The sequence below is a fragment of the Stakelama saccharophila genome (genome assembly GCF_032229225.1).
Classification (GTDB): domain Bacteria; phylum Pseudomonadota; class Alphaproteobacteria; order Sphingomonadales; family Sphingomonadaceae; genus Sphingomonas; species Sphingomonas saccharophila.
This window is the reverse complement of the sequence record NZ_CP135076.1, coordinates 99,333-120,984: the sequence shown is the minus strand read 5'-3', so window position 1 is coordinate 120,984 and position 21,652 is coordinate 99,333. Positions and strand designations below refer to the sequence as shown.

General features: G+C 58.0%; 14 protein-coding genes and 5 pseudogenes. 15 read left to right on the top strand and 4 right to left on the bottom strand.

All coding sequences use genetic code 11. The annotated features are described in order from the left end of the window. The first annotated feature begins 505 nt into the window (after positions 1-505). Positions 506-1,663, top strand: coding sequence for an MATE family efflux transporter (locus tag RPR59_RS00570; protein ID WP_313915583.1), 1,158 nt, complete (start codon positions 506-508; stop codon positions 1,661-1,663). 12 nt (positions 1,664-1,675) lie between these two features. Here RPR59_RS00570 and RPR59_RS00565 read toward each other — a convergent pair. Further along, positions 1,676-2,122 (bottom strand): annotated as a pseudogene (locus tag RPR59_RS00565) (IS630 family transposase); the annotation flags it as partial. A 5-nt stretch (positions 2,123-2,127) separates the two neighbouring features. Between RPR59_RS00565 and RPR59_RS00560 the strand changes: the two are divergent. The 3 genes and pseudogenes from RPR59_RS00560 to RPR59_RS00550 form a co-directional block, all read left to right on the top strand. Further along, positions 2,128-2,868, top strand: a pseudogene (locus RPR59_RS00560) (Mu transposase domain-containing protein); the annotation flags it as partial. Then, a pseudogene (gene istB / locus RPR59_RS00555) lies at positions 2,801-3,533 on the top strand (IS21-like element helper ATPase IstB). The pseudogenes RPR59_RS00560 and istB, both read left to right, overlap by 68 nt. A 250-nt stretch (positions 3,534-3,783) precedes the next feature. Then, positions 3,784-4,272 (top strand): transposase, encoded by a 489-nt coding sequence (locus RPR59_RS00550; protein WP_313915580.1) that lies wholly within the window; start codon positions 3,784-3,786, stop codon positions 4,270-4,272. A gap of 601 nt (positions 4,273-4,873) precedes the next feature. Here the strand turns inward: RPR59_RS00550 and RPR59_RS00545 are convergent. Further along, complete coding sequence (locus tag RPR59_RS00545; RefSeq protein WP_313918562.1) at positions 4,874-5,860, bottom strand: mannose-1-phosphate guanylyltransferase; 987 nt, start codon at positions 5,858-5,860, stop codon at positions 4,874-4,876. Positions 5,861-6,022: 162 nt separating this feature from the next. Here RPR59_RS00545 and RPR59_RS00540 point away from each other — a divergent pair. From RPR59_RS00540 to RPR59_RS00505, 8 genes and pseudogenes are all read left to right on the top strand, one after another. Beyond that, positions 6,023-6,416, top strand: a pseudogene (locus RPR59_RS00540) (DDE-type integrase/transposase/recombinase); the annotation flags it as partial. A gap of 151 nt (positions 6,417-6,567) precedes the next feature. Continuing rightward, positions 6,568-7,635, top strand: a complete 1,068-nt coding sequence (gmd, locus tag RPR59_RS00535; protein ID WP_313915578.1) for a GDP-mannose 4,6-dehydratase — start codon at positions 6,568-6,570, stop codon at positions 7,633-7,635. A gap of 6 nt (positions 7,636-7,641) precedes the next feature. Then, positions 7,642-8,631, top strand: a complete 990-nt coding sequence (fcl, locus tag RPR59_RS00530) for a GDP-L-fucose synthase (RefSeq protein ID WP_313915576.1) — start codon at positions 7,642-7,644, stop codon at positions 8,629-8,631. Between the two features lie 118 nt (positions 8,632-8,749). Beyond that, a complete protein-coding gene (locus tag RPR59_RS00525; RefSeq protein ID WP_313915574.1) occupies positions 8,750-10,072 on the top strand; it encodes an exopolysaccharide biosynthesis polyprenyl glycosylphosphotransferase in 1,323 nt (440 codons plus the stop codon). A 25-nt stretch (positions 10,073-10,097) separates the two neighbouring features. Further along, entirely contained in the window at positions 10,098-11,321 is a 1,224-nt protein-coding gene (locus RPR59_RS00520) for a hypothetical protein (RefSeq protein ID WP_313915572.1), read from the top strand. After that, positions 11,318-12,451, top strand: coding sequence for a glycosyltransferase (locus RPR59_RS00515; protein WP_313915570.1), 1,134 nt, complete (start codon positions 11,318-11,320; stop codon positions 12,449-12,451). The genes RPR59_RS00520 and RPR59_RS00515 overlap by 4 nt, the downstream gene beginning before the upstream one ends. A 630-nt stretch (positions 12,452-13,081) precedes the next feature. Next, positions 13,082-14,005 carry a glycosyltransferase family 2 protein gene (locus RPR59_RS00510; protein WP_313915567.1) on the top strand — a complete coding sequence of 308 codons (924 nt, stop codon included), beginning with the start codon at positions 13,082-13,084 and terminating at the stop codon, positions 14,003-14,005. Continuing rightward, entirely contained in the window at positions 13,995-15,263 is a 1,269-nt protein-coding gene (locus RPR59_RS00505) for a glycosyltransferase family 4 protein (RefSeq protein ID WP_313918560.1), read from the top strand. Before RPR59_RS00510 ends, RPR59_RS00505 begins: the two co-directional genes overlap by 11 nt. Before the next feature lie 153 nt (positions 15,264-15,416). On the opposite strand, the gene RPR59_RS00500 is transcribed toward RPR59_RS00505, so the two are convergent. After that, entirely contained in the window at positions 15,417-15,713 is a 297-nt protein-coding gene (locus RPR59_RS00500) for a hypothetical protein (protein ID WP_313915565.1), read from the bottom strand. Further along, positions 15,713-17,012, bottom strand: a pseudogene (tnpC, locus tag RPR59_RS00495) (IS66 family transposase); the annotation flags it as partial. The gene RPR59_RS00500 and the pseudogene tnpC, both read right to left, overlap by 1 nt. 314 nt (positions 17,013-17,326) lie before the next feature. Here tnpC and RPR59_RS00490 point away from each other — a divergent pair. From RPR59_RS00490 to RPR59_RS00480, 3 genes are all read left to right on the top strand, one after another. Continuing rightward, a protein-coding gene (locus RPR59_RS00490) for an IS630 family transposase (protein ID WP_432280275.1) occupies positions 17,327-18,441 on the top strand; the annotation gives its coding sequence in 2 pieces (ribosomal slippage) (positions 17,327-17,873 and positions 17,873-18,441; 1,116 coding nt in all). A 168-nt stretch (positions 18,442-18,609) separates the two neighbouring features. Then, on the top strand, positions 18,610-19,323 hold the full coding sequence (locus RPR59_RS00485) for a polysaccharide biosynthesis/export family protein (protein ID WP_313915561.1): 714 nt from the start codon (positions 18,610-18,612) through the stop codon (positions 19,321-19,323). Between the two features lie 125 nt (positions 19,324-19,448). Further along, positions 19,449-21,533 carry a GumC family protein gene (locus tag RPR59_RS00480; RefSeq protein WP_313915559.1) on the top strand — a complete coding sequence of 695 codons (2,085 nt, stop codon included), beginning with the start codon at positions 19,449-19,451 and terminating at the stop codon, positions 21,531-21,533. Positions 21,534-21,652 lie beyond the last annotated feature (119 nt).

Here is a 21,652-nt window from a genome sequence, read left to right as displayed (position 1 = left end):
CACAGTTGCGTTTGAAGCTGTGATCTTCGATGATGGTAAGCCGCGGCGGCCTGGTGTGTTCGTCGCCATAGGGACCAGGCCCAGATAGCGGCGGGATGGTTCTGCGCCACGAATATGAACTTTGCGATGAGCCGGCGAATTTTGGGAGGTTCTTGCGGGGCTCCAGCTTGAACTCGCGGGAGAACTTCCTTTTTGGCATTGATATCCTCCGATAGGTGAAACCACCTCATCTCGGTGTCCACCAAACCGGCAACAGGCCAAACGTTCACTTTACCGTGCAGTGTTCGTCATGCATAGAGCGCCGATGCTCAGAAGACGGCTCATTAGAGGAATTGGTGCAGTCACATTCGACAAGGCTGTAATACTCTGCCTCCAACTTGCGCTAGTCCCTGTTCTCACCTTTTACTGGGGCAAGGCGGTATATGGTCTCTGGCTAATGCTATCAGCTGTCCCAGCAATCTTAGCTTTCAGCGACCTTGGCTTTGCGACCGCCGCTGGAACATCGATGGCAATGGACGTGGCACGCGACGACAGAAGGGGTGCTGCAAAGACGTTCGCTACCACACAACGAGCGATGCTGACTATAGGCGCTGCAACGATTCTGATTGCTGCAGCGGTAAGTTTGGCGCTACCCCAGAGATGGATCGCTACCGTCCCGGGATATTCCACGTTGGAAGTCCGGCTCTCGATAGTAGCTTTGGTTATATACGGCGTGGCCTGCCTCCAAAACTCGATTTCCTTCGCCGGGCTGCGTTCCGACGGCCAAATGCACGTTGGCGTGTTGATGCATACCGCGATCTATTTGACAGAGAACTTAGCCTTGATCATGTCGGTATTGCTAGGCGGAGGCCCGGCTATTGCAGCAGTGGCGCTTGCGCTGGGCAGGGTCATCGGTTCAATTGCGCAAAACATTCTGCTGCGGCGAAGGCTGCCGTGGCTCGCCAATCTTCGCAGTCAGCCGGACTGGGCCCGCATTACGGCACTTGCTAAACCAGCCGGGGCAGCTATGGCGATACCTGCGTCGCAAATGCTGCTTTCTCAAGGCGCTACGGTGACCTTGGGATTGGCTGCCGGCGCAGCCGCCGTTCCAATTTTTACCGCGGCGCGGACGCTATCACGGATTGGGTTGCAGGCGGCGCAACTTGTAGCGACTACTGTAATGCCCGAGTTCTCTGCCGCTGCCGCAAAAAACCAGTCGGACGTGAAGAGCAAACTCCTCGTTTTGCTGTTAGCGTTAAGCATATTGCTGGTGACCCCTTTTTGCGTATTGTTGGCCGCATGGGGGCCTCGCATGATCTCTATCTGGACAAACGGAAGGATCGACGCTCCCCTGCCCATGATCGGGTTAATGGCGTTGAGTATATTACTCACCGCGATTTGGCTGCCGATTTCAAGCTTGCTAGTTGCGCTCAACCGTCAGTCCGCTTTTTCCTACTATTACCTCTTACTCGCGGCCTTTGCTATCCCCCTGGAGATGGGCCTCGCCCGTTCAATGGGACCTACGGGATCCGCGCTCGCGTTATTGGTAGTAGACATTTTAATGACGACGCTCATTCTCCTCAACTTACCGAAAACAGGCGTCGAAATTCATCACGCGCGGCAGGCATACAAGGATATAGCCGTGCGCTTAGTGGCGACCCTCGGCCTGAAGCTGCGCCATTAGAGTTTGATCCATTCAACATGGAGCGTATCCGCTATTGCGGAGGTAGTTGGCGCATTCGTGTGGCGGGAAGGAGTCGAGGAGCGAGCCGATCTGACGCCAGGTGGCCTCGACCGAGCGTGGGTCGGCTTTGCGCAGCAGGGTCTTGAGCTTGGCAAAGACCTGCTCGATGGGGTTCAGATCCGGACTGTAGGGCGGCAAGAACAGCAGCCTGGCGCCGGCTGATCGGATGAGTTGGCGCACCGCCTTGCCCTTGTGGCTGCCGAGATTGTACATGATGACCATGGCGCCAGGCGAGAGAGTGGGCAGCAGGAACTGCTCGACATAAGCGGTGAAGCGGTGGCCGTTAATCGGACCATCGAGCACAAGCGGCGCGTCGATCCGGTCGCAGCGGAGTGCCGCGAGAAAGGTCAGTGTGCGCCAGTGGCCGTGCGGAACCTTGGCGGCGAGTGGCTGGCCGCGCGCACGTCGCGCGATCGAAGCAGGCGGCACATCCCGAGTTGAAGGATCGCACCGTCTGGGAGGTGTTCGAGGCGGCTGACCGCCCCGCGCTGATCGCCTATCGCGGGCCGTTCGATGGCTTCCATGCGCTGCCGGCGTCGGTATCGAAGACGCTGCTGGTGCGGTTCGATTACAACAAATACTCGGTGCATGCCGCAGCGGCCGGGCGACCGGTCGAGATCCACGCCTATGCCGATCGGGTCGTCATTCGCCAGGACGGCGAGGTCGTCGGCGAGCATGTTCGCCGGCTCGGGCGCGACCAGACGATCTATGATCCCTGGCATTACGTGCCCGTGTTGGCGAGGAAGCCCGGCGCGTTGCGCAACGGCGCACCGTTCAAGGACTGGCCACTTCCGCCCGCGATCGAGCCGGTACGGCGACGCCTCGGCAGTCATGCCAATGGTGATCGCCAGATGGTCGGCATCCTGAGCGCGGTAACGACCGATGGACTTGATGCGGTCGAGGCCGCCTGCGCCGAGGCACTGGCGGGCGGTACGGTCAGCCGCGACGTCGTGCTCAACATCCTGACCCGTCAGCGCGAGCCATCGGCACCGCTGACCATCGCCACGCCCGAGGCGCTGGGGCTTGTCCATGAGCCGGTTGCCGACTGCGCCCAGTACGACAGCCTGAGGAGTGTTTATGGAACGCCCCGAGATCCTGGAGATGATGGGCACGCTGAAGCTTGCCGACATGCGGCATGCCTATGACGAGGTGATCACCGATGCGGTGAAGCGACAGCACGCCCCCGGCCGCGTGGTCGGTGATCTGCTGAAAGCCGAGATCGACGAAAAGCGGGCGCGCTCGATCAAATACCAGATGACGATCGCCAAGCTGCCGCTGGCCAAAGACATTACCGGCTTCGATTTTACCGCGATGCCGATCAACGAAGGGCTGGTCCGCGATCTTGCCACCGGCGCGTTCCTCGCCAGCCAGCGCAACGCCGTGCTGGTCGGCGGGACTGGCACGGGAAAGACCCATCGCCATCGCGATCGGCCGTTCCTGCGTGCGCACCGGCGCCAGGATCCGATATTACAACACCATCGATCTGGTGAACCGGCTCGAAGCCGAGACCCGCGCCGGTCGTGCCGGTCGGATCGCCGAGCATCTCTCGCGGCTCGATCTCGTGATCCTCGACGAGCTCGGCTATCTGCCGTTCGCGCTGTCGGGCGGGCAGCTACTGTTCCACCTGGTCAGCCGCCTTTACGAGCAGACCTCGATCGTGGTCACCACCAACCTCGCGTTCGGCGAATGGCCCAGCGTGTTCGGCGACGCGAAAATGACCACCGCGCTGCTCGATCGGCTGACCCATCACTGCGACATCGTTGAGACTGGCAACGAGAGCTGGTGGTTCAAGAGCCGCGAAGCCGCCTGACGGCGAAAAGATGCAATCGGCATGGGTGCGCGCCGGCTCCGGGCTACGCCCTCCGCCGCCACACACCCATGCCGACGTTTCTTACGTCCATCGGGAGAATCAAAGCAGCGGGGTCAATGTTGGGCGCCGATCGGGGGTCAATATCCCGCGCCGGTTGATAAGGCGGGCCAGTCCGCACGCGAGATATGGTCCGACGATCCGCACAAGGCCGCGCAGAAGGACACCGATGCCCGCTGGACGGTGAAAGTCGGTGGTAAGGTGCGCTATCGCCCGGACGGTACGCCGCTGTCGAGGATCGCGCTGCCGGTGTTCGGCTATAAAACCCCATGTCAGCATCGATCGCCGCTATGGCTTTATCCGCGCAGCGACGGTGACCAGCGCGGCGGCCGCCGACGGTAGAATGCTGCGCTACGTGATCAATCCGAACAACACCAGCAGCGAGGTCTGGGCCGACAGCGCCTATCGCTCGCGCCGCAACGAGACATGGCTGGCCGACGGGACGATGACCAGCCGCATTCATCGTCGCAAGCCGAAGAGCAAGCCGATGCCGCGAGCCAATGCTGCAAAGTCTGCCGTCCGCGCAAAGGTCGAGCACGTGTTCGCTCATCAGAAGAACCGCTACGGACTGTTCATTCGCACCATCTGTCCCAAGCGCGCCGAAGCGAAAATGACGCTCGCCAACTTTGCCTATAATTTCGACCGCCTGATCTTCCACGAAAAGCGGATGCCGACACGATGAGTCCGCCTGCAATCCAGGCATAGCGCCCCGAAACACGAAGAAATGGTCCCGAAGCTCTCGGGAGGGCGCCGGCAATAGGCCTTCTGACCACCGATCGCTGCTTTCGCCCATCACATCATGGTTTTTGCGGGTGTCCAGCTTACCAGAAACGCGGCTCGGCGTATTTACTGACCAGCACCTGCGCGACCAGTGCCTCGGTCGGCAGCCCGGCATCGCCAGGTGAATAGCTGCGATGGCCGAAGCGCATGCCGCCGTGCAAGTGCGCTGATGTTATCGACCGTTGCCATCTGCGCCACCAGCGACAGCTTCTCCTCCAGCGACCAATGCCGCCGACGGCCCTCACCGGTGAACACCTCGTATCGCTGAACCGTCTCCGGACTGGCTCCGGCACATGACCCCGACATAGCTCCAAGCCCCTCCCTCGCGAAAGCGCTCGCCTTCGGCGATCAGCCTGCTGCGTTCAACGTGGGGCCGAAACAGCGGTTGCCTACGCATCGCCGGAACCTTGGATTGTTTCGCCCGTCTTACCCGACTCATGGGTCTGACGGAAGATCACTTCCTGCTCCTCGCCAAAGCGCGCCCGCTAGACACGGATCCGCCGTCATGATGATCCTCGACGAACCAGCCGCTTGATTTCCTGCCCACGACCGCGCGGCAAAATTAGAATATCGCTTCCAGAAGCAACAATTGTGAGATCACTGACACCCATCATTGCGATCCGCATACCCTTGGCGCGAACGAGGCAGTTTCTGCTCTCTAGCGCGGTAACCTCCCCCACTAGTACATTACCAGCCGCGTCTTGTGGTGTGACTTCATAAAGCGCATCCCAGCTTCCCACGTCACTCCATTTCATATTGACAGGGGCAACCGCGACTTGGCTTGCCACTTCCATTACCGCGCAATCGATGGAATCTGCTGGTGAGCGCCGAAATGCAGCTGCGGCAGGGTAGATATGCCAGTGCTCCCGCCTGGCCCCGGCCATCGCCTCTCGCATTGCTCTCGAGATTGCGGGCGCGTTGCTCTCAAGCGCCGCAAGATAGGCATCGGCTCGAAATAGGAAAATGCCTCCGTTCCACGCGTAGCCTCCTTCCGCGAGCATAGCCCTCGCCCGCTCTAACTTAGGTTTCTCAATAAATTGGTCCGCCTCGCAAACCCCGTCTGCGAGGGTAGAACCAATCTTGATGTAACCGTAGCCGGTCTCTGGACCTTCCGGCGCGATGCCAAACGTTATTAGCCACCCCTCCTCAGCAAGCGGTAATGCGGAGCGGATGGCCTTGTGAAAGGACTCCACATCGCCGATCACATGATCGGAGGGCATGACCAACATACAGGTGTCGTTTTCGGCTTCTATGGCAGCCAACGCGATCGCCGGCGCGGTATTCCGAGCTACCGGTTCGAGTACCGTTTTCGACTCGCCAAAGCCAATTTCCGCAAGCTGCGCGTCGACTAACTGCACGTGCTCGCTACTCGCCACGATCAACGGAGCTGCGAAGCCGGGCCAAGTGGACACACGCTGGACAGTCAGCTGCAGCATTGTGCGCTCATCGGTGAGCGCTAGAAATTGTTTGGGTAGTTCCGGCCTCGACATCGGCCATAAGCGAGTACCGGAGCCGCCGGACAAAATCACCGGCAGGATCTTTGAACACACTGCATATCTCAGAGATGATGAATGAAGCCAGCAGCCTTCTTCGGTGAAGTGACGACTGTCAACCATGATGAACCGTGCCTGAGGGCCATGCTCGGGCGCTGCGGATGGTCGATGCAGAGCAGGCAGACCACCGATGTAGTGCTGCAGGCCCTGCACATGGCGATCTGGCGCCGCAAGCCGAAGCACCAGGTGCTGATCCACTCGGATCAGGGCTCGCAGTTTACCAGCATGGGCTGGGCTGCGTTCATCCGGGCGCACAATTTTGAGCACTCGAGGAGCCGGCGAGGCTGATTGCCATGACAATGCTGTGGTCGAGAGCTTCTTCTGGTCGCTGAAGCGCGAACGTATCCGGCGCCGCACCTACAAAACGCACGAAGAAGCCCGGCAGGACGTATTCGACTACATCAAGATGTTCTACAACCCGGTGCGCAAGCACGTCCGGAACGGGATGCTGTCACCCGTCGAGTTCGAACGGCAGCAGAGTTTGAAAGCGGAAGGCGCCCAGAAAACTAGGGGCTACTCAAACGGAAAACGCTATATGCGCCTCAGATGCGCCGCTCCCGGCTCGCGAGTTCCACGGCATCCCATGTTTGTTCTTGCGGCACTAGGAATGAATGCTACGGACATATAGATTTAAAGGAGGGCACATGGCCACCAATAAGATCGCGCTGATTACCGGGGTCACCGGCCAAGACGGCGCATATCTAGCCGAGTTTCTGTTGAATAAGGGCTACGAAGTCCACGGCCTAAAGCGCCGCTCGTCTTCGTTCAACACCGGACGTATCGAGGGAATTTATCGCGAACCGCACGAGCAAAATTCCCGATTTCATCTGCACTACGGCGACCTTACTGACTCGACTAATTTAATTCGTATCGTACAGCAAGTGCAGCCGACTGAGATTTACAACCTAGCTGCGCAAAGCCATGTAGCCGTTAGTTTCGAGACTCCAGAATACACTGCTAATGCAGATGCGATCGGTACTTTGCGACTGCTCGAGGCGATCCGTATTCTAGGCCTGGAAACGCGGACGCGATTTTACCAGGCATCCACTTCGGAGCTCTATGGTCTCGTCCAAGAAGTGCCCCAAAGCGAAACTACACCCTTCTATCCGCGCTCACCGTATGGCGTGGCAAAGCTGTATGCATACTGGATTGCGGTCAATTATCGAGAAGCGTACAGCATGCATGCCTCCAATGGAATTCTGTTTAACCACGAAAGTCCTTTGCGCGGCGAAACCTTCGTCACCCGCAAGATCACTCGTGCAGCTGCGGCTATTAAGCTCGGACGCCAGCGCAAATTATGGCTTGGGAATCTCGATGCGAAACGAGATTGGGGCCATGCCCGAGAATACGTGCGGGGCATGTGGATGATGCTTCAGCAGGACAAGCCCGATGATTATGTCCTTGCAACTGGCCATACAACGTCGGTTCGGGATTTTGTACAGTGGTCATTTGAGGACGTTGGAATCGAACTCGAATGGAGAGGAAAAGGGGAACAAGAAAAAGGAATTTGCGTGCGGACTGGCGAGTGTCTTATCGAAATTGACCCACGTTACTTTCGACCTACAGAAGTAGATTTGTTGATAGGCGATCCTACTAAGGCGCGACAGCAACTCGGCTGGGAACACCAGACGTCAGCGCGTGAGCTGGCGCGCGAGATGGTGCTTGCTGACTTGGAAGTGATGCGTAGCGCGCCAATCGGGACGGGGGCCTGATTTTCAATGGCTAAATTCGGCTTAGCAGGGAAAAGGGCTTTTGTCGCCGGACATCGTGGAATGGTGGGATCCGCCATCGTCCGCAGGCTGCGAGAGGAATCGTGTGAAATATTGGTGGCCGATCGAGCTGAGTTGGATCTGGTCAACCAGATGGAAGTCTGCACCTGGTTCGAGCAGAACAAACCCGACACGGTGTTCTTGGCAGCCGCTCGGGTGGGCGGAATCCAAGCCAATACATCGTATCCGGCGGATTTCATATATGACAATTTGATGATCGAGGCGAACGTCATTGAGGCCGCCCGTCGCACAGGCGTCTCGAAGCTCTTGTTTCTAGGCTCGTCGTGCATCTATCCTAAGATGTCGCCGCAGCCTATTAGCGAAGATGCGTTGCTGAATGGGCCACTAGAACCTACCAATGAGTGGTACGCTATCGCCAAAATTGCGGGCATTAGGCTCGCCCAAGCGTACCGTCGCCAACACGGATGCGATTTCATCTGCGCCATGCCAACCAACCTGTATGGCCCTGGCGACAACTACGACCTTCAGAACAGCCACGTCCTTCCCGCCTTGATCCGTAAGGCGCATCAAGCAAAGATAGCAGGGGATGCGGTCTTTGAAATCTGGGGAACGGGAAGGCCGAGGCGCGAGTTTTTGCACGTTGATGATTTAGCTAATGCTTGTGTCCACTTGATGCAGAACTACTCCGAAGAGATGCATATAAATGTGGGGTCAGGAAAAGATATCTCTATTTCCGCATTGGCGTTGTTGGTAGCGGATGTCGTCGGGTTCAGGGGAACGATCCGCTACGACTCAAGCAAGCCGGACGGGACCCCGCGTAAGCTGATGGACAGCTCTCGTATACATGCAACTGGATGGCGGCACCGCATCGGGCTTCGTCAGGGAATCGAGAGCGCATACCGCGACTTCCTGAACGCAGCGAAAGGCAAATCCGGAACACCCGATCAGACAGGTGTGTGGCGGGGCCCTGCGGGCTAGCGAAAACCTGATATAATCATGTCTCGGTTTAGGCCGCGCTGCTTCGACCGTGCGACATCGCTTGGCGGTGCATGGACAAGCAGAATCGAAATTCCAACGCGAATGAGAACTAAAGCCCGTGAGTACGAAGACGAAAAAATATCCCAACGTCGATCCGAGCCTTGATTCGGTAGATGTCGGCTCGATTCGAAGGGGGATATTTTTCCACTTTGATGCCAACGAGCTGTTGGCGACTCTGTTACTCGTTGTTTCGACTAACCTTCTTTCGTTAGAAAGTCCACTCGAAGCTTTTAGCCCAGGACGCTCCGCCGGAGTCTCACTCCTGTTTTCATGCGGCGCTATCATATTAAGCTTCGCTTTTCTTAAGCGGTTGAGAAACTATCCCGGCGTAGGCCAGCTGCATTATGTTTTGCCAGTGTTTCTGGCATCATACGGAACGGCGATCGCTGCCATTCTGATCCTACGTCTTAACTATAGCATATTTGTGTTAATATTAAGCTTAGTGATGACAGTTTTAGCGCAGGGTTGTTTCCTGCTAGCGCGTGATCGGCTAATTCCGAAAGTTAAGTATTTCATAGTGGAAGGAGGACGAACGGCTGATATCGTTTTGCCAAGCGCTATCGAGGTCTTGCGTCCTGACAAACCCGCAATCCCCGAGGACCCCAATGTAGCTATTGTTGCGGACTTGCACTATGATCACAGCGCTCAATGGCTGCGGGTGTTTGCTCAAGCAGCCCTGCGCGGCGTCCCAGTATATCATGTCACTGAGGTGATCGAGACCATTACCGGCCGAGTACAAATTGATCATCTTTCGGAAAATCATTTTGGTTCTCTTCTTGTAATAGGTGCGTACTCCGCCGCCAAGCGCATTGTTGACATAATAGTAGCAGTAGTTTTGTTATTATTGTTAGCACCATTGTTTTTTGTCGTTGCGTGCTCGATTAGATTGCAATCAAAAGGCCCGGTATTTTTCAGGCAGATGCGCGTCGGGTTCCGAGGCAAGATATTTGAGGTGATAAAGTTTCGTACTATGTACACTCAGGATGCATCAGCCGACGATCGAGCGACCGCGATGACCAGTCAAGACGATGATCGGATCACCGCAGTGGGTCACTTTCTTCGAAGGTCCCGTATCGACGAACTGCCTCAGCTCATCAACGTCTTGCGCGGCGAAATGAGTCTAATCGGCCCACGTCCCGAAGCACTGGCACTTTCGAGATGGTATCTAAGCGAAATACCGTTCTACGAATATCGCCACATCGTGCGGCCCGGAATTACTGGATGGGCGCAAGTCAATCAAGGGCATGTGACCGATCTTACCGACGTTCGGGAGAAGCTGCATTACGATTTCTTCTACATAAAGAATTTCTCTTATTGGCTGGATTTTCTTATTTTAATAAGAACAGTGAATACCATCTTTACTGGGTTTGGCGCCAAATGATACCCGGCATTTGGAGACTGCCGAAGTGAGCCGCCTTTATGTATATATGTTCACCGCAATTGTGGTATTCGGCTCGTTGGGAACTGCTTTTTTGAAGCAGGTCGGCGTACTGAACTTTTCTTTCTTTATATCCACACCGCCTTCGTCGGAACTATACTACCTTGCCGTGCTGTACTGCGTTACGTATGCAGTTGGACTTCTTTTATTTCGCCGGTTTTTGGGCCTTTATAGGGAGGTGGAATTGATCGGCACGGCGCGCATAACGCTTCCGCCGAAAATTGTGTCTGCCCTAGTTTTCGGCTCTTGCGCTTACGCACTATTCTATGTCTGGTTAGAGGCCGACTTGTTGACTGAGCGTTTGACGTTTCGGCACTCCGGCAACGAAATTTTCATGCGTATCAGTCTGGTCATATTTTTGGCCGGAATATTCGCAGTTTCAATCCGGCCAACCTTTGGCCGAGTTTTACCCTTAGCGCTGCTTTTGTTCGCCGCGACACTGTATCCCGCAGCTGGGGCGGGACGGATGGTCGCCATTCCCTTTCTGATTGCAGCCGCCACGATGACTTACAATGGATACCGTGTACTAGGGGCAGGATTCGGCCTAGCTTCAGTCGTTGCGTTGTCGGCTGCGTTTAGCGCGCGAGCCTTTCCGTCGTTTGAGTATTTCTGGAGCACATTCTCGCAGACGTTGTTCAGTTTTGACCCCGTTCGGGTTGTTAGGCCGTCTTTACAGAATTCCTTTCCCGGCTTGGACACTATGAATGTCGTGCTAGGGAAGTCGGATCGCATCTTTGGCGCGTCATTTCAGGATTTAATTGATTTCACGTTGTATTACTCACCTGCGCCGTCATTCCTGTTTCCCGATAGATTCTTTAGTCACAGCAGCCTAAACGGGCTGCTAGGAATAAATCGGTATGCGGTCGGAATTAATACGGATCTGTATTCTGAATCTATTCTGTGGTTTGGATATTCAGGCGTGATACTGGTGCCATTTCTATTGGCAGCGATGACGTGCGGATCATTTGCCGCATCGCGCACCATTTTCAAGGTTTCCTCTTATAAATCGCAGCTAGTCGGCGCTATTCCAGTTATTTGGATGCTTGTTGGTGGAATGGTCTTTTCATTGCGCGCGGGATCACGCTTCGTGTGGGCTATTATAATCGTTGCATTGCTTTTAAAGGCGTTACGTGCGCTTTCCGGCGGGAGCGGGGACGGCCGTCTGATTGCAGCGCCTGAGCAAACGAAATGAAGCGGATGCGAGTAGTAGAATGTATTGCGTCGCTGCACGAACGAGCAGCAGGCACAACCGTGTACTTTCAGCGGATGATGGAGTTGCTCCCGGGGAGCGATATCGAGGCCATAGTGCTATCCACCGGAGCGCCAGCGCCTGACGTACCCGGACAATATTTCGCCACCGACTTTTCCGGTTGCCCGTGGGTAGCGGCCATGCGGCCGAGCCGCGCGCTTAGAGAGGCGATGTTGATGGAGGCTCGCCAGGCCGACCTAATTCACTCCCATGGGATGTGGCTCTTGCCCAACGTGTATCCCGGGCATGCTGCGGTTGCCGCCAATGTACCTCTCGTAATCAGCCCCCACGGAATGTTGGGGAGGGAGGCGCTCCGGTTTTCGGCATTCAAAAAGATGGCGTTTTGGGCGGTTTTCCAGCGCCGTGCGGCCGCGGCGGCAACTTGCTGGCACGCAACTAGCGAAAAGGAAGCAGAAGAATTGAGGGCGTTCGGAATTGATGCGCCGATAGCGATCATGCCTATCGGCGTCGACTTTCCCGCTCTCGCAGGTCGTTCGGTTCGTAGACAAGAAGTGTTGTTCCTCGGGCGCCTCCACCCGATAAAGGGGATCGACGCTCTGCTGCGAGTGTGGCCAGGCGTGGCTGCGCAGTATCCCGATTGGACGCTTCGCATCGTGGGGCCCCGAGACGATGCTGCCGAACGATATCGAGCGAGAGCAGAAGCGGCCTTGATCCCTAACCTGGTCTTCGACGACGCGGTATACGGCCAAGAAAAGTGGAATTGTTATCGTTCGGCCGCTCTTTTTGTATTACCGACTCAGAATGAAAATTTCGGTGTTACTATTTCAGAAGCATTGGCTGCGGAAACGCCTGTGATCTGCAGCGACGGTGCCCCTTGGGAAGGTCTCCGGGAAAACCGCGCCGGTTGGTGGATTCCCCAGACGGATGACGCGTTAAGATCTGCGCTGTGCGCCGCCATTGCGCTCCCAGATAGCGAACGACGTTCTATGGGTCGCCGGGGTAGGGAATGGATGCTCAGGGATTTTAGCTGGGAGGCGGTTGTTGCGCAAACGCGGGACCTTTATGCGTGGATTGGTCGAGGAGCCCCGCGACCAGATTTTGTGTACGCATAACCGTGCGCAGCTAAGCGATGTGCTCGGTAGCCGCCATTCGACCCTACAGGATTGAATTTTGACCAATTCCGCTACTCAGCCAATGTCGCGAACTCCCAGCGAGAATCTTCGGCCACCCGACTTGCCCGATCGCATTTACCGCACGATTTGGGCCGTTGTATGGCTATTGTTGTTTCGCCCTTCGCCGGCACCATTGCATTGGTGGCGTAGAGTGCTGCTGCTCGCCTTCGGTGCAAAGATTGCGAGCGCGACGACTATTTATCCAACTTCGAAAATTTGGGCGCCCAATAGACTTGTCATGGAACCCGGCAGTTGTCTCGGACCCGCTGTAGACTGCTATAATGTCGCTCCAATTTATTTGGAAAGTGATTGCGTCATAAGTCAGAGAGCCTACCTGTGCACAGCTAGTCACGATGTCGATGATTGCTCTTTTGCTTTGGTTGGCGCCCCGATAACCATTGGCAAGGGCGCGTGGGTGGCCGCTGCAGCTTTCGTTGGTCCTGGTGTTCGAGTCGGCGATCGCGCGGTTGTGGCCGCCTGCGGGGTCGTCACCAAAGATGTGCCAGCTGCTTGGATAGTCGCCGGCAATCCGGCACAGCCAGTGCGCCAGCGTCAGGGAAGCGATAGCGCATGACCCGCGGTAACCGATCGAGCAAACTGACTGGGATCGTAATCACATTAAACGAAGAGATGCATATCGAGCGCTGCTTGGGATCTTTATCGGGCCTCTGCGATCACGTGCTCGTGGTCGACTCTGGATCTAGTGACAGCACGGTCGCGATATGCCGCGCCATGGGGGCGGAGGTGATTCACAATCGCTTCGTCACGCATGCGGCGCAGGTTAACGCGGGCATTGATTATTTAACTGCTGATGATAGCCGCTGGCTGCTTAGAATTGATGCCGACGAATATCTTAATCGGCATCAACACGAGCAGGTTCGCGTAGCTCTGGCCGCAGCGCCGCAGCACGTAGCAGGGCTCGAACTTCGCCGACACATCGTGTTTCTCGGCCGGCGTCTTCGCTGGGGCGGGTTAGAGCCAAGTCCGCAGTTGCGGCTCTGGAGATGCGGCCGAGGGAGGTCGGAACAGCGTTGGATGGACGAACATATTGTCGTTGAAGGTGCTGTACGTACCACGACAATTGATCTCTTCGACGAAAATCTTAATAACATTTCTTGGTGGACCGACAAGCACAACCGGTACGCGAGTCGGGAGGCCGTGCAAATTTTGATGCATTCTACTCGGAAGCCCGGTTGCACCGAAAGGTTGGGGCGCATGGCGGCGCTTAAGCGCATCCTGAAAGAAAAGGTCTACAACAATTTGCCGCTTGCAGCGCGCGCGTTCGTGTACTTTTTCTTTCGCTACATAATGTTGCTCGGCTTTCTCGATGGGATGCCGGGCCTATTTTTCCACTTTCTACAAGGGTGCTGGTATCGAGTCTTAGTAGATTCGAAGGTGTTCGAGGTGCGTTGCGCTATGACTAAGGGTCTGTCCCGGCGTGATGCAATTCTCGCGCGCCTAGGCATCGACATTGGTGCCGAAGATGGGCGCTAGAGTTATATTTTGCAATCGCTTCTTTTGGCCAGACGAGAGTGCTACCGCTCAAATATTATCGGACGTCGCATTTGACCTCGCGGCCCGCGGACAGCCGGTTACGGTGGTCACGAGCCAATTGTCGTACAGCGATCCAAAACGCCATCTCGCTGCGCGCGAGGAGGTTGCAGGTGTCCAGATCCTACGCGTAAGAACATGGGGTGGAGGACGGCAAGCGCTTCTCGCCAAGGCCGCACATTTCGTGACCTTTTACATGGCCGCCTCGACCGCAGCATGGCGCGAGGTGAGGCGAGGCGATGTGCTCGTGGCCAAGACTGATCCTCCGCTTCTTTCAATCCCGATGATGCTAGTGGCCCGCATGCGCGGTGCCAAGTTCGTTGTCTGGATTCAGGATCTTTACCCTGAGCTCGCCGGAAGGCTAGGTGTCGCTATAGCGAGAGGATTGACGGGGCGATTCTTGGCAATGCTACGGAATAAGAGCTTAAAGGCTGCCAGTGCCAATGTCGTGATCGGAAAGCGCATGCTATCCATCTTGTGTTCACAAGGTGTGCGGGAAGATCAGATTGTGATGATCCCGAACTGGACTGCTGACAGAGCGCTTTTGCCCAACGCATCTGGGCATCAGTCGCTGCGAAAAGAATGGGGATTTGCCTCGTCCGACACCATAGTTGGTTATTCCGGCAACCTCGGGCGTGCGCACGACGTCGATACAATCCTACACGCGGCAAAAGAATTACAGTTAAGTGGTCGTAGTGATATTCATTTTCTTTTTGTAGGTGGCGGAAAAACGCGCGAATATCTCTATCAGAGAGCCTCTACCCTTGGATTGGGTAACATCGCGTATAGACCGTATGTTGAACGCTCGCGACTTGGGGAGTCGATGGCGGTTGCCGATATTCATTGGCTTAGCCTTAAGCCTGATCTTGAAGGCATGATCGTCCCGAGTAAGTTTTACGGAATCGCGGCTAGCGCCCGCCCGGCGATCTTCGTTGGGTCGCCGACGGGCGAGATCGCGGAACTACTAGAAAAACACGGCGCTGGTTTGACCTGCCCCGTGGGCAATTCAGCGTTGCTTGCACAGCAGATAGTGCAACTCGCGGACGATCCGGAGTTCCGCACTCGCTTGGGTCGCAATGGGCGGCGCGCAATCGATGAGAGCTTGAACCAAAGAGTTTCAACGTCCGCGTGGGCATCGTTGATTAACCGATTGGTTTCCCAGATGGACACCCGCAAAAACTTATGGCGGGATAGCGCGTGAAGTGATTCACTGGCCTTTCGCGGTTGGTAGGCGTTGGGATGCATCAGAAGACCCTGTTCGGATTGAGCGAACAGCTTGATTTGCTGAGCCGGCACGGCGATCCGCTGGAGGTTCTGGATCGGACGGTGGATTTTGACCGTATCCGTCCGGTTCCTACCGCGGCGTTTGGGCCTTGAAGCGGGCGGCGAGTTCGGGATCGTCGACGAAGTCATCGAGGAAGTCGTGCCAGGTTTCGGTCGTACGGCGGGCTTCCCTGAGCATGTCGCTCAGTTCTTCGACGCCGTCGTCGGTTAGCGCGGTGATGGCTTCGTCGGGACCGGTGTAGACACTGATAATGGCGCCGTATGTCAGGTTGTCGTCATTCCAGACGATCGCTTGCAGCAACTCCGCGTCCTCGCCCAGCATCCCGGCGACATAGTCGAGGGAGCGGACGTGGGTGATGGCGGCCATCAGGCGGCCAGCGCTGGCGAGACGGTCAGCGGTGCCCAATTCCAGGGCAACAGCTCGTCGATCCGGTTGATCTTGTGATCGTGAATGCGGTCGAGCACGTCGGCGAGGTACGCCTGCGGATCGAGACCGTTCATCTTGGCGCTTTCGATAAGCGTCATTGCCCGCACCAAGGTCTCGGCGCCTGTCTCGGCACCGACGAAGAGCCAGTTACGCCTTCCCAGGCCAATGGGCCGCACAGCGCGCTCGGCGGTATTGTTGTCGATGGCAACGTGCCCGTCCTCGACGAACAGGCAGAATGCGGGCCAGCGACCCAGCCCATAGCGAAAGGCACTGGCCAGGTCGCCCTTGGCCGGGATGCGGGCGAGTTGCTGCTCGGCCCAGACACGCAGTGCGTCGAGCTTTGGCTTGCTACTCCTGGCGCACGGCCCGCCGAACGTCGGCGGGCTTGCCGGCGATCTCGCGCTCGATGTCGTACAGCTGGCCGATACGATCGAGCGCCTCGCGCGCTATCGGGGACTTGTTCGCCTTCCAGATGTCGTGAAAATCCCGCCGCAGGTGCGCGAAGCAGGCAGCTTCCCGGAAGCGCGGCTTTCCGTCCACGCTGGGTTCGTACAGCTTGGCATATCCCTTGTAGGCGTCGGCCTGGAGAATGCCGCTCGCGTCGCGAAGGTGGTTTTGCACATGCTCCGCCTTCCAGTTGGGAGCAAAGCGATAGACCACACCCGGCGGCGCCGGCCCGTTCCACGGGCGTTGATCGCAGACATACCCCCAGATCCTGCCTTGCTTCACCCCCTTGCCGAGGCCCTTGGCGCGTCTCGTATGATCGAGCACCCGGATCGGCATATCGTCGGCATGGATGATGTCACTGGCCAGAACGGCGGTCTCGATCCGCTCGATCAGGGGCTGCAGCGTTCGCATGGCCCTTCCGCACCAGTCAGCCAGTGTGCTGCGGGGAATGTCGGCACCCATGCGGGCGAGGATCTCGTTCTGCCGGTAGAGCGGCAAATGATCGTCGAACTTCGAGACGAGTACGTGAGCAAGCAGACTGCTTCCGGCCATGCTGCCGGGGATCGGGCGGCTCGGGGCGGGCACCTGCACCATCTTCTCGCAGCAGCGGCAGGACTTTTTCGGGCGCGCCATCTCGATGACCTTCAGCCTGGCGGTGATCATCTCGATGATTTCGCTGACGTCCTCGCCGACGAGGCGTAGCTCGCCCCCACAATCGGGACAGGTGCTGCCCGGGTCGAGTTCCTTGCGCTCGCGCGGCGTGTCCGGCGCGACGCGCGGGCGCCGGGCCGCGGCGCGTGCGCTGACGGCAGGCGCGGGCGTCTCATTCTCGTCGGCATCACGCGTCGCGGTGACACTTTGCGCCGTGGCGACGAGGATATCCTCCAGCGCGAGCTGGACGCCCGCAAGAACGTCTCGCGCAAATCGCCATAGGATGATTCAGTGACGGCGAAACATTTGGGGGTGCCGCCATGAATCCCCAGTCGCTGTTCAGCCTGAACGATCATCTTGCCGCCTTGAGCAAGGAGGGAGATGAAAGCCTTTGACGGTCAGCTGCGGAAGAAGGGTTATTTGATTCGAGGTTTTCAGGCATTGGGAGGCGTTGGATGGCGGCAGCGATTGGGGTTCGAACTGATTACACGTCGGCGGATTTGCGTCGGTTTGCGCGGCGATGTGGTGATGGGGACCAAGTTCGGCGGTTGTTGGCGGTAGCGCTGATCCTGGGCGGCGGCAGTAGAAGCGAGGCGGCGAAGGTTGCCGGTGTCACGCTGCAGATCGTGCGCGACTGGGTGTTGCGGTTCAATGATGGTGGCCCCGAAGGACTGGCGACGCGCAAGGCACCGGGCCGCGCCTCGATCCTGAACGACGAGCAGCGTGCCCGGCTTGCGGAAATCGTCGAGGCGGGGCCGATCCCGGCGGCGCATGGCGTTCTTCGCTGGCGGCTTGCGGATCTGGCCGAGTGGGTATGGGACGAGTTCGGTCTGTCGGTCACGCTGCACACCCTGGGACGTGAGCTTCGCGCGATGGGCGGAGCAGCCCAAGGTTCCAGCGATGCGAAGCATCGTTGGAAAGGCTGCGGAGGGTATCGCAAGCTCTCGGCGCGCCCTCGTCACCGCGGTCAGAAGAGTGATGACATTGCTATTTTTAAAAAGGTTTCGCCGCCCGTCTGGCGCAGATCAAGCGTCAGCTCCCGAAAGGAACGCCAGTAGAACTGTGGTGGCAGGACGAAGCCCGCGTCGGCCAGCAGACCAAGCGTACCCGGCGCTGGGCGAAACGCGGGACGCGCCCCTCAGCGCTGAAGGATCAGCGGCGCTCCTCGGCATGGATCTTTGGGGCGATCTGTCCTGCCGACGGCAAAGCCGCCGGCCTCGTCATGCCCAGGTGCAATAGCGAGGCGATGAGCATGCATCTGGAGGAGATCGCTGTCCACGTCGCTCCCGGCGCGCACGCCGTCGTCATCGTCGATCAGGCGGGATGGCATGGCTCGGCCGAACTCGTCGTGCCGCCCAACATCACGCTGGTGCCGTTGCCGCCCAGATGTCCGGAATTAAACCCGATCGAGAACGTGTGGCAGTTCATGCGCGACAACTGGCTCTCCAACCGCATCTTCAAATCATACGACGATATCGTCGACCATTGCTGCCACGCCTGGAATAAACTCGTCGATCAGCCTTGGCGCATCATGTCCCTCGGCCTGCGCCAATGGGCGCATGGGTTCTGATCAATGCACCTTGGTATCAGCCCCATCGACTTCGAACGCGAAGCTGGAGTAGCCTGATTTAGCTTATCTCGGCGTCCATCAAACCGGCAGCAGGCCGACCATTCAAACTTTACCCCAAATTGATGTTTCCCTATAGGCGCTCGGAAGCTTTGGTCGGACCTCCTAATTATGCTTATGCGTACCTCCCTTCTTTTAATAACGATTGTCGGTGCGCTGGCCGGTTGTGCCCAGCCGCAGTTGCCGCGGCCGAGCGCAGATTTGTCGGTGGTTAATAGCGCCTCGTTGCCGCCCCCGACCCGGTCCGATTTAACGGCGGCCGATCGTCCTGCGTTGATCGGCCCGCTCGACACGATTGAGGTCAGCGTCTTTAACGTACCTGAGCTCAGTCAAGAAATACAGGTGGATGCTGGCGGGCGTATCTCAATGCCGCTGATCGGCACTATTGACGCGCGAGGCAAGACTGCCCGGGAACTCGCCCAGGCTATCGAAGCTGCTTTGCGCGGAACCTATGTTCGCGATCCCGACGTGACTGTGAACATCAAAAGCTCTGTGAGTCAGGTCGTCACCGTCGACGGGCAGGTTACAGAGCCTGGTCTGTATCCCGTGACCAATCAAATGACGCTGATGCGCGTAATTGCCTCAGCCAGAGGCTTGTCCGAATTCGCCAACGCCAATGACGTCGTCATCCTTCGGACCGTGGGCGATCAACGGATGGCCGGACTCTATAATCTCGAGGCGATCCGCAATGGCGCATATGCCGATCCGCCAATTTATGCCAATGACGTGGTTGTTGTCGGAGATTCGCCGCAACGCCGCATGTTCAGGGACGTAGTGTCGCTCGCGCCGTTGCTGGCTGCGCCGCTCGTGGCAATCTTACGGTAGTGCTGAATATGAATTCACTCTCATCCGACCTTCGGCCTGATATGGTCGCGGGGGCACCAGTTCCGGATGCTGTTGGAACTGGCACGGCTAATTCTTCGGTCGTGCAGCAATATATCCGAATCGCGATGCGGTGGCGTTTCGTCATTGCCGGCGTGGTTGCGGCGTGTATCCTGCTGGGGCTGATCGTGACCTTGCTGATGACGCCCAAATATACCGCAACCTCGATGATCGAGATCGCGCGGGAGGGCGAGAAGGTCACGAGCTTTCAGGGCGTGGAACGCGACGTCAGCGTTGCCGATCAGGAATTTTATCAGACGCAATATGGGCTTCTGCGATCGAGGTCGCTGGCAGAGCGCGTTGCCGTTCAGCTCAAGCTTGTGAACGATCCGGAGTTCTTCTCGCTCTTTGGCGTGGAGGGCGGCGATGATCCTGCCTTTGCGATGGAGAACGGCCAGTATGCGGCGTCCGGCCGTGCCGAGCGCCAGCGCCAGGCCGGGCAGATCCTGCTGGATCATCTCAGTGTCGATCCCGATCGCATGTCGCGGCTCGTGGATATCAACTTCACCAGTCCCGACCCGCAATTCTCGGCCAAGGTGGCGAACGCTTGGGGGAACAATTTCATCACGTCCAACCTGGAGCGCAAGGCGCAGGCCACGTCCTACGGCCGCGACGTGTTGAAGAAGCAGTTGGCGCAGTTGAAGGATCGCCTCGATGAATCGCAGCGTCGGCTCGTCAATTACGCTTCATCGGAAAAGATCATCAATCTTCCCGCGCAAGGGAATGGAGAAGCCGAGCGGTCCATGGTCGCCGACGATCTGGCGGCGCTCAACGCGGAGCTTGCGCGAGCGACAGCAGAGCGGATTTCGGCCGAGGCGCGCTACCAGCGGGTGGGGGGCGGTGGCGCGTCGACCCAGGCGCTCGACAACCAGGCGATCAACAGCCTGCGGCAGCGCCGCGCCGAACTCGCCGCGCAGTACGAACAACTGATGACGCAGTTCGAGCCGGCCTATCCACGGGCCAAGGCGATCAAGGCGCAGATCGACGAACTCGACCAGAGCATCGCTGCCGAGGAGAGCCGGGTTTCCAGCTCCCTGCAGGCCGATTACCGACAGGCGTTGCAGCGTGAAAACGTTTTGCAGGCGAAGGTCGACGCGCTCAAAGCGCAATATCTGGACCTTCGGCGTCGCAGCATCCAGTACAATATCTATCAGCAGGAAGTGGACACGAACCAGGCGCTCTATGACGGCGTGCTCCAGCGCTACAAGGAGATCGGCGTCGCGGGCGGTGTGGGCGTGAACAACATCTCCGTGGTCGACACCGCGGATGTGCCGCAGGTGCCATCGAGCCCGCGGCTGCTGGTAAATCTGGCGATTGCTCTGCTCGCCGGGCTGGGGCTTGGTGCCGGGCTTGCGCTGGTATTGGAGCAACTGTCCGAATCGATCGACGACCCGGCCGAGGTCGAGCGGCGGCTCGGGCTGTCGCTCCTGGGATCGGTGCCGAAGGTTGAGCGCCAGACGCCGCGCGAGGCGCTGCTCGATCGGCGGTCGGAACTGGTCGACGCCTATCTGGCGATCCATACCAATCTGCGCTTCACGACCGACCACGGCGTTCCGCGGTCCCTCCTGGTCACGTCGACCCGGCCGGCGGAGGGCAAGTCGATCACGGCACTTTCGCTCGCCACCATGCTGGCGCGTGCCAATCGATCGGTCATCCTCGTCGATGGCGATATGCGCTCGCCGTCCGTGCACCATCTCGGCGGGGTCGATCACGATCGCGGCTTGAGCAACTTCCTCGCCGGGGAAGATGCGGTCGATCCGCTGATATTCCGGATCGAGGACCTTGGCATCGCGGCGATGACGGCCGGACCGATTCCGCCCAACGCGGCGGAACTCCTCACCGGAAATCGGATGGCGTTGTTGATTACACGTCTTCTGGAGGCCTACGATCATGTCGTGGTCGATTCGCCGCCGGTCATGGGGCTTGCGGACGCTCCGCTCATCGCCGGGCAGGTGGAAGGCGTCGTCTATGCCGTCGAGTCGCATGGTATTCGCTCGAGCGTCGTGAAGACTGCGCTGGGTCGTCTGAATGCCGCCAATGCTCATATTATCGGCGGTGTTCTGACCAAGTTCGAGGCGCGCAAGGCGCATTACGGCTATGGCTATGAATATGGCTACGGTTACGGCCGCGATAAAGACGACACGGAGGCCTGAACGTGCCCAAGCGGCGGCGCCCTTTGATGCATCGCTCGCCTGTTGAATGGGCCGTCAGAGGGCTGGTCGCCCTTGCCTTCGTGATCTTCGGTTATTTCGCGCTGCTTCAGCCGCTGGCC

Coding starts and splice junctions, on each gene's coding strand:
- RPR59_RS00480 (WP_313915559.1), top strand. CDS start 19,449: ATGCGGTGGCGTTTCGTCATTGCCGGCGTGGTTGCGGCGTGTATCCTG.
- fcl (WP_313915576.1), top strand. CDS start 7,642: ATGGCTAAATTCGGCTTAGCAGGGAAAAGGGCTTTTGTCGCCGGACAT.
- RPR59_RS00500 (WP_313915565.1), bottom strand. CDS start 15,713: ATGGCCGCCATCACCCACGTCCGCTCCCTCGACTATGTCGCCGGGATG.
- RPR59_RS00515 (WP_313915570.1), top strand. CDS start 11,318: ATGAAGCGGATGCGAGTAGTAGAATGTATTGCGTCGCTGCACGAACGA.
- RPR59_RS00510 (WP_313915567.1), top strand. CDS start 13,082: ATGACCCGCGGTAACCGATCGAGCAAACTGACTGGGATCGTAATCACA.
- RPR59_RS00570 (WP_313915583.1), top strand. CDS start 506: ATGGCAATGGACGTGGCACGCGACGACAGAAGGGGTGCTGCAAAGACG.
- gmd (WP_313915578.1), top strand. CDS start 6,568: ATGGCCACCAATAAGATCGCGCTGATTACCGGGGTCACCGGCCAAGAC.
- RPR59_RS00485 (WP_313915561.1), top strand. CDS start 18,610: ATGCTTATGCGTACCTCCCTTCTTTTAATAACGATTGTCGGTGCGCTG.
- RPR59_RS00545 (WP_313918562.1), bottom strand. CDS start 5,860: ATGTCGAGGCCGGAACTACCCAAACAATTTCTAGCGCTCACCGATGAG.
- RPR59_RS00505 (WP_313918560.1), top strand. CDS start 13,995: ATGGGCGCTAGAGTTATATTTTGCAATCGCTTCTTTTGGCCAGACGAG.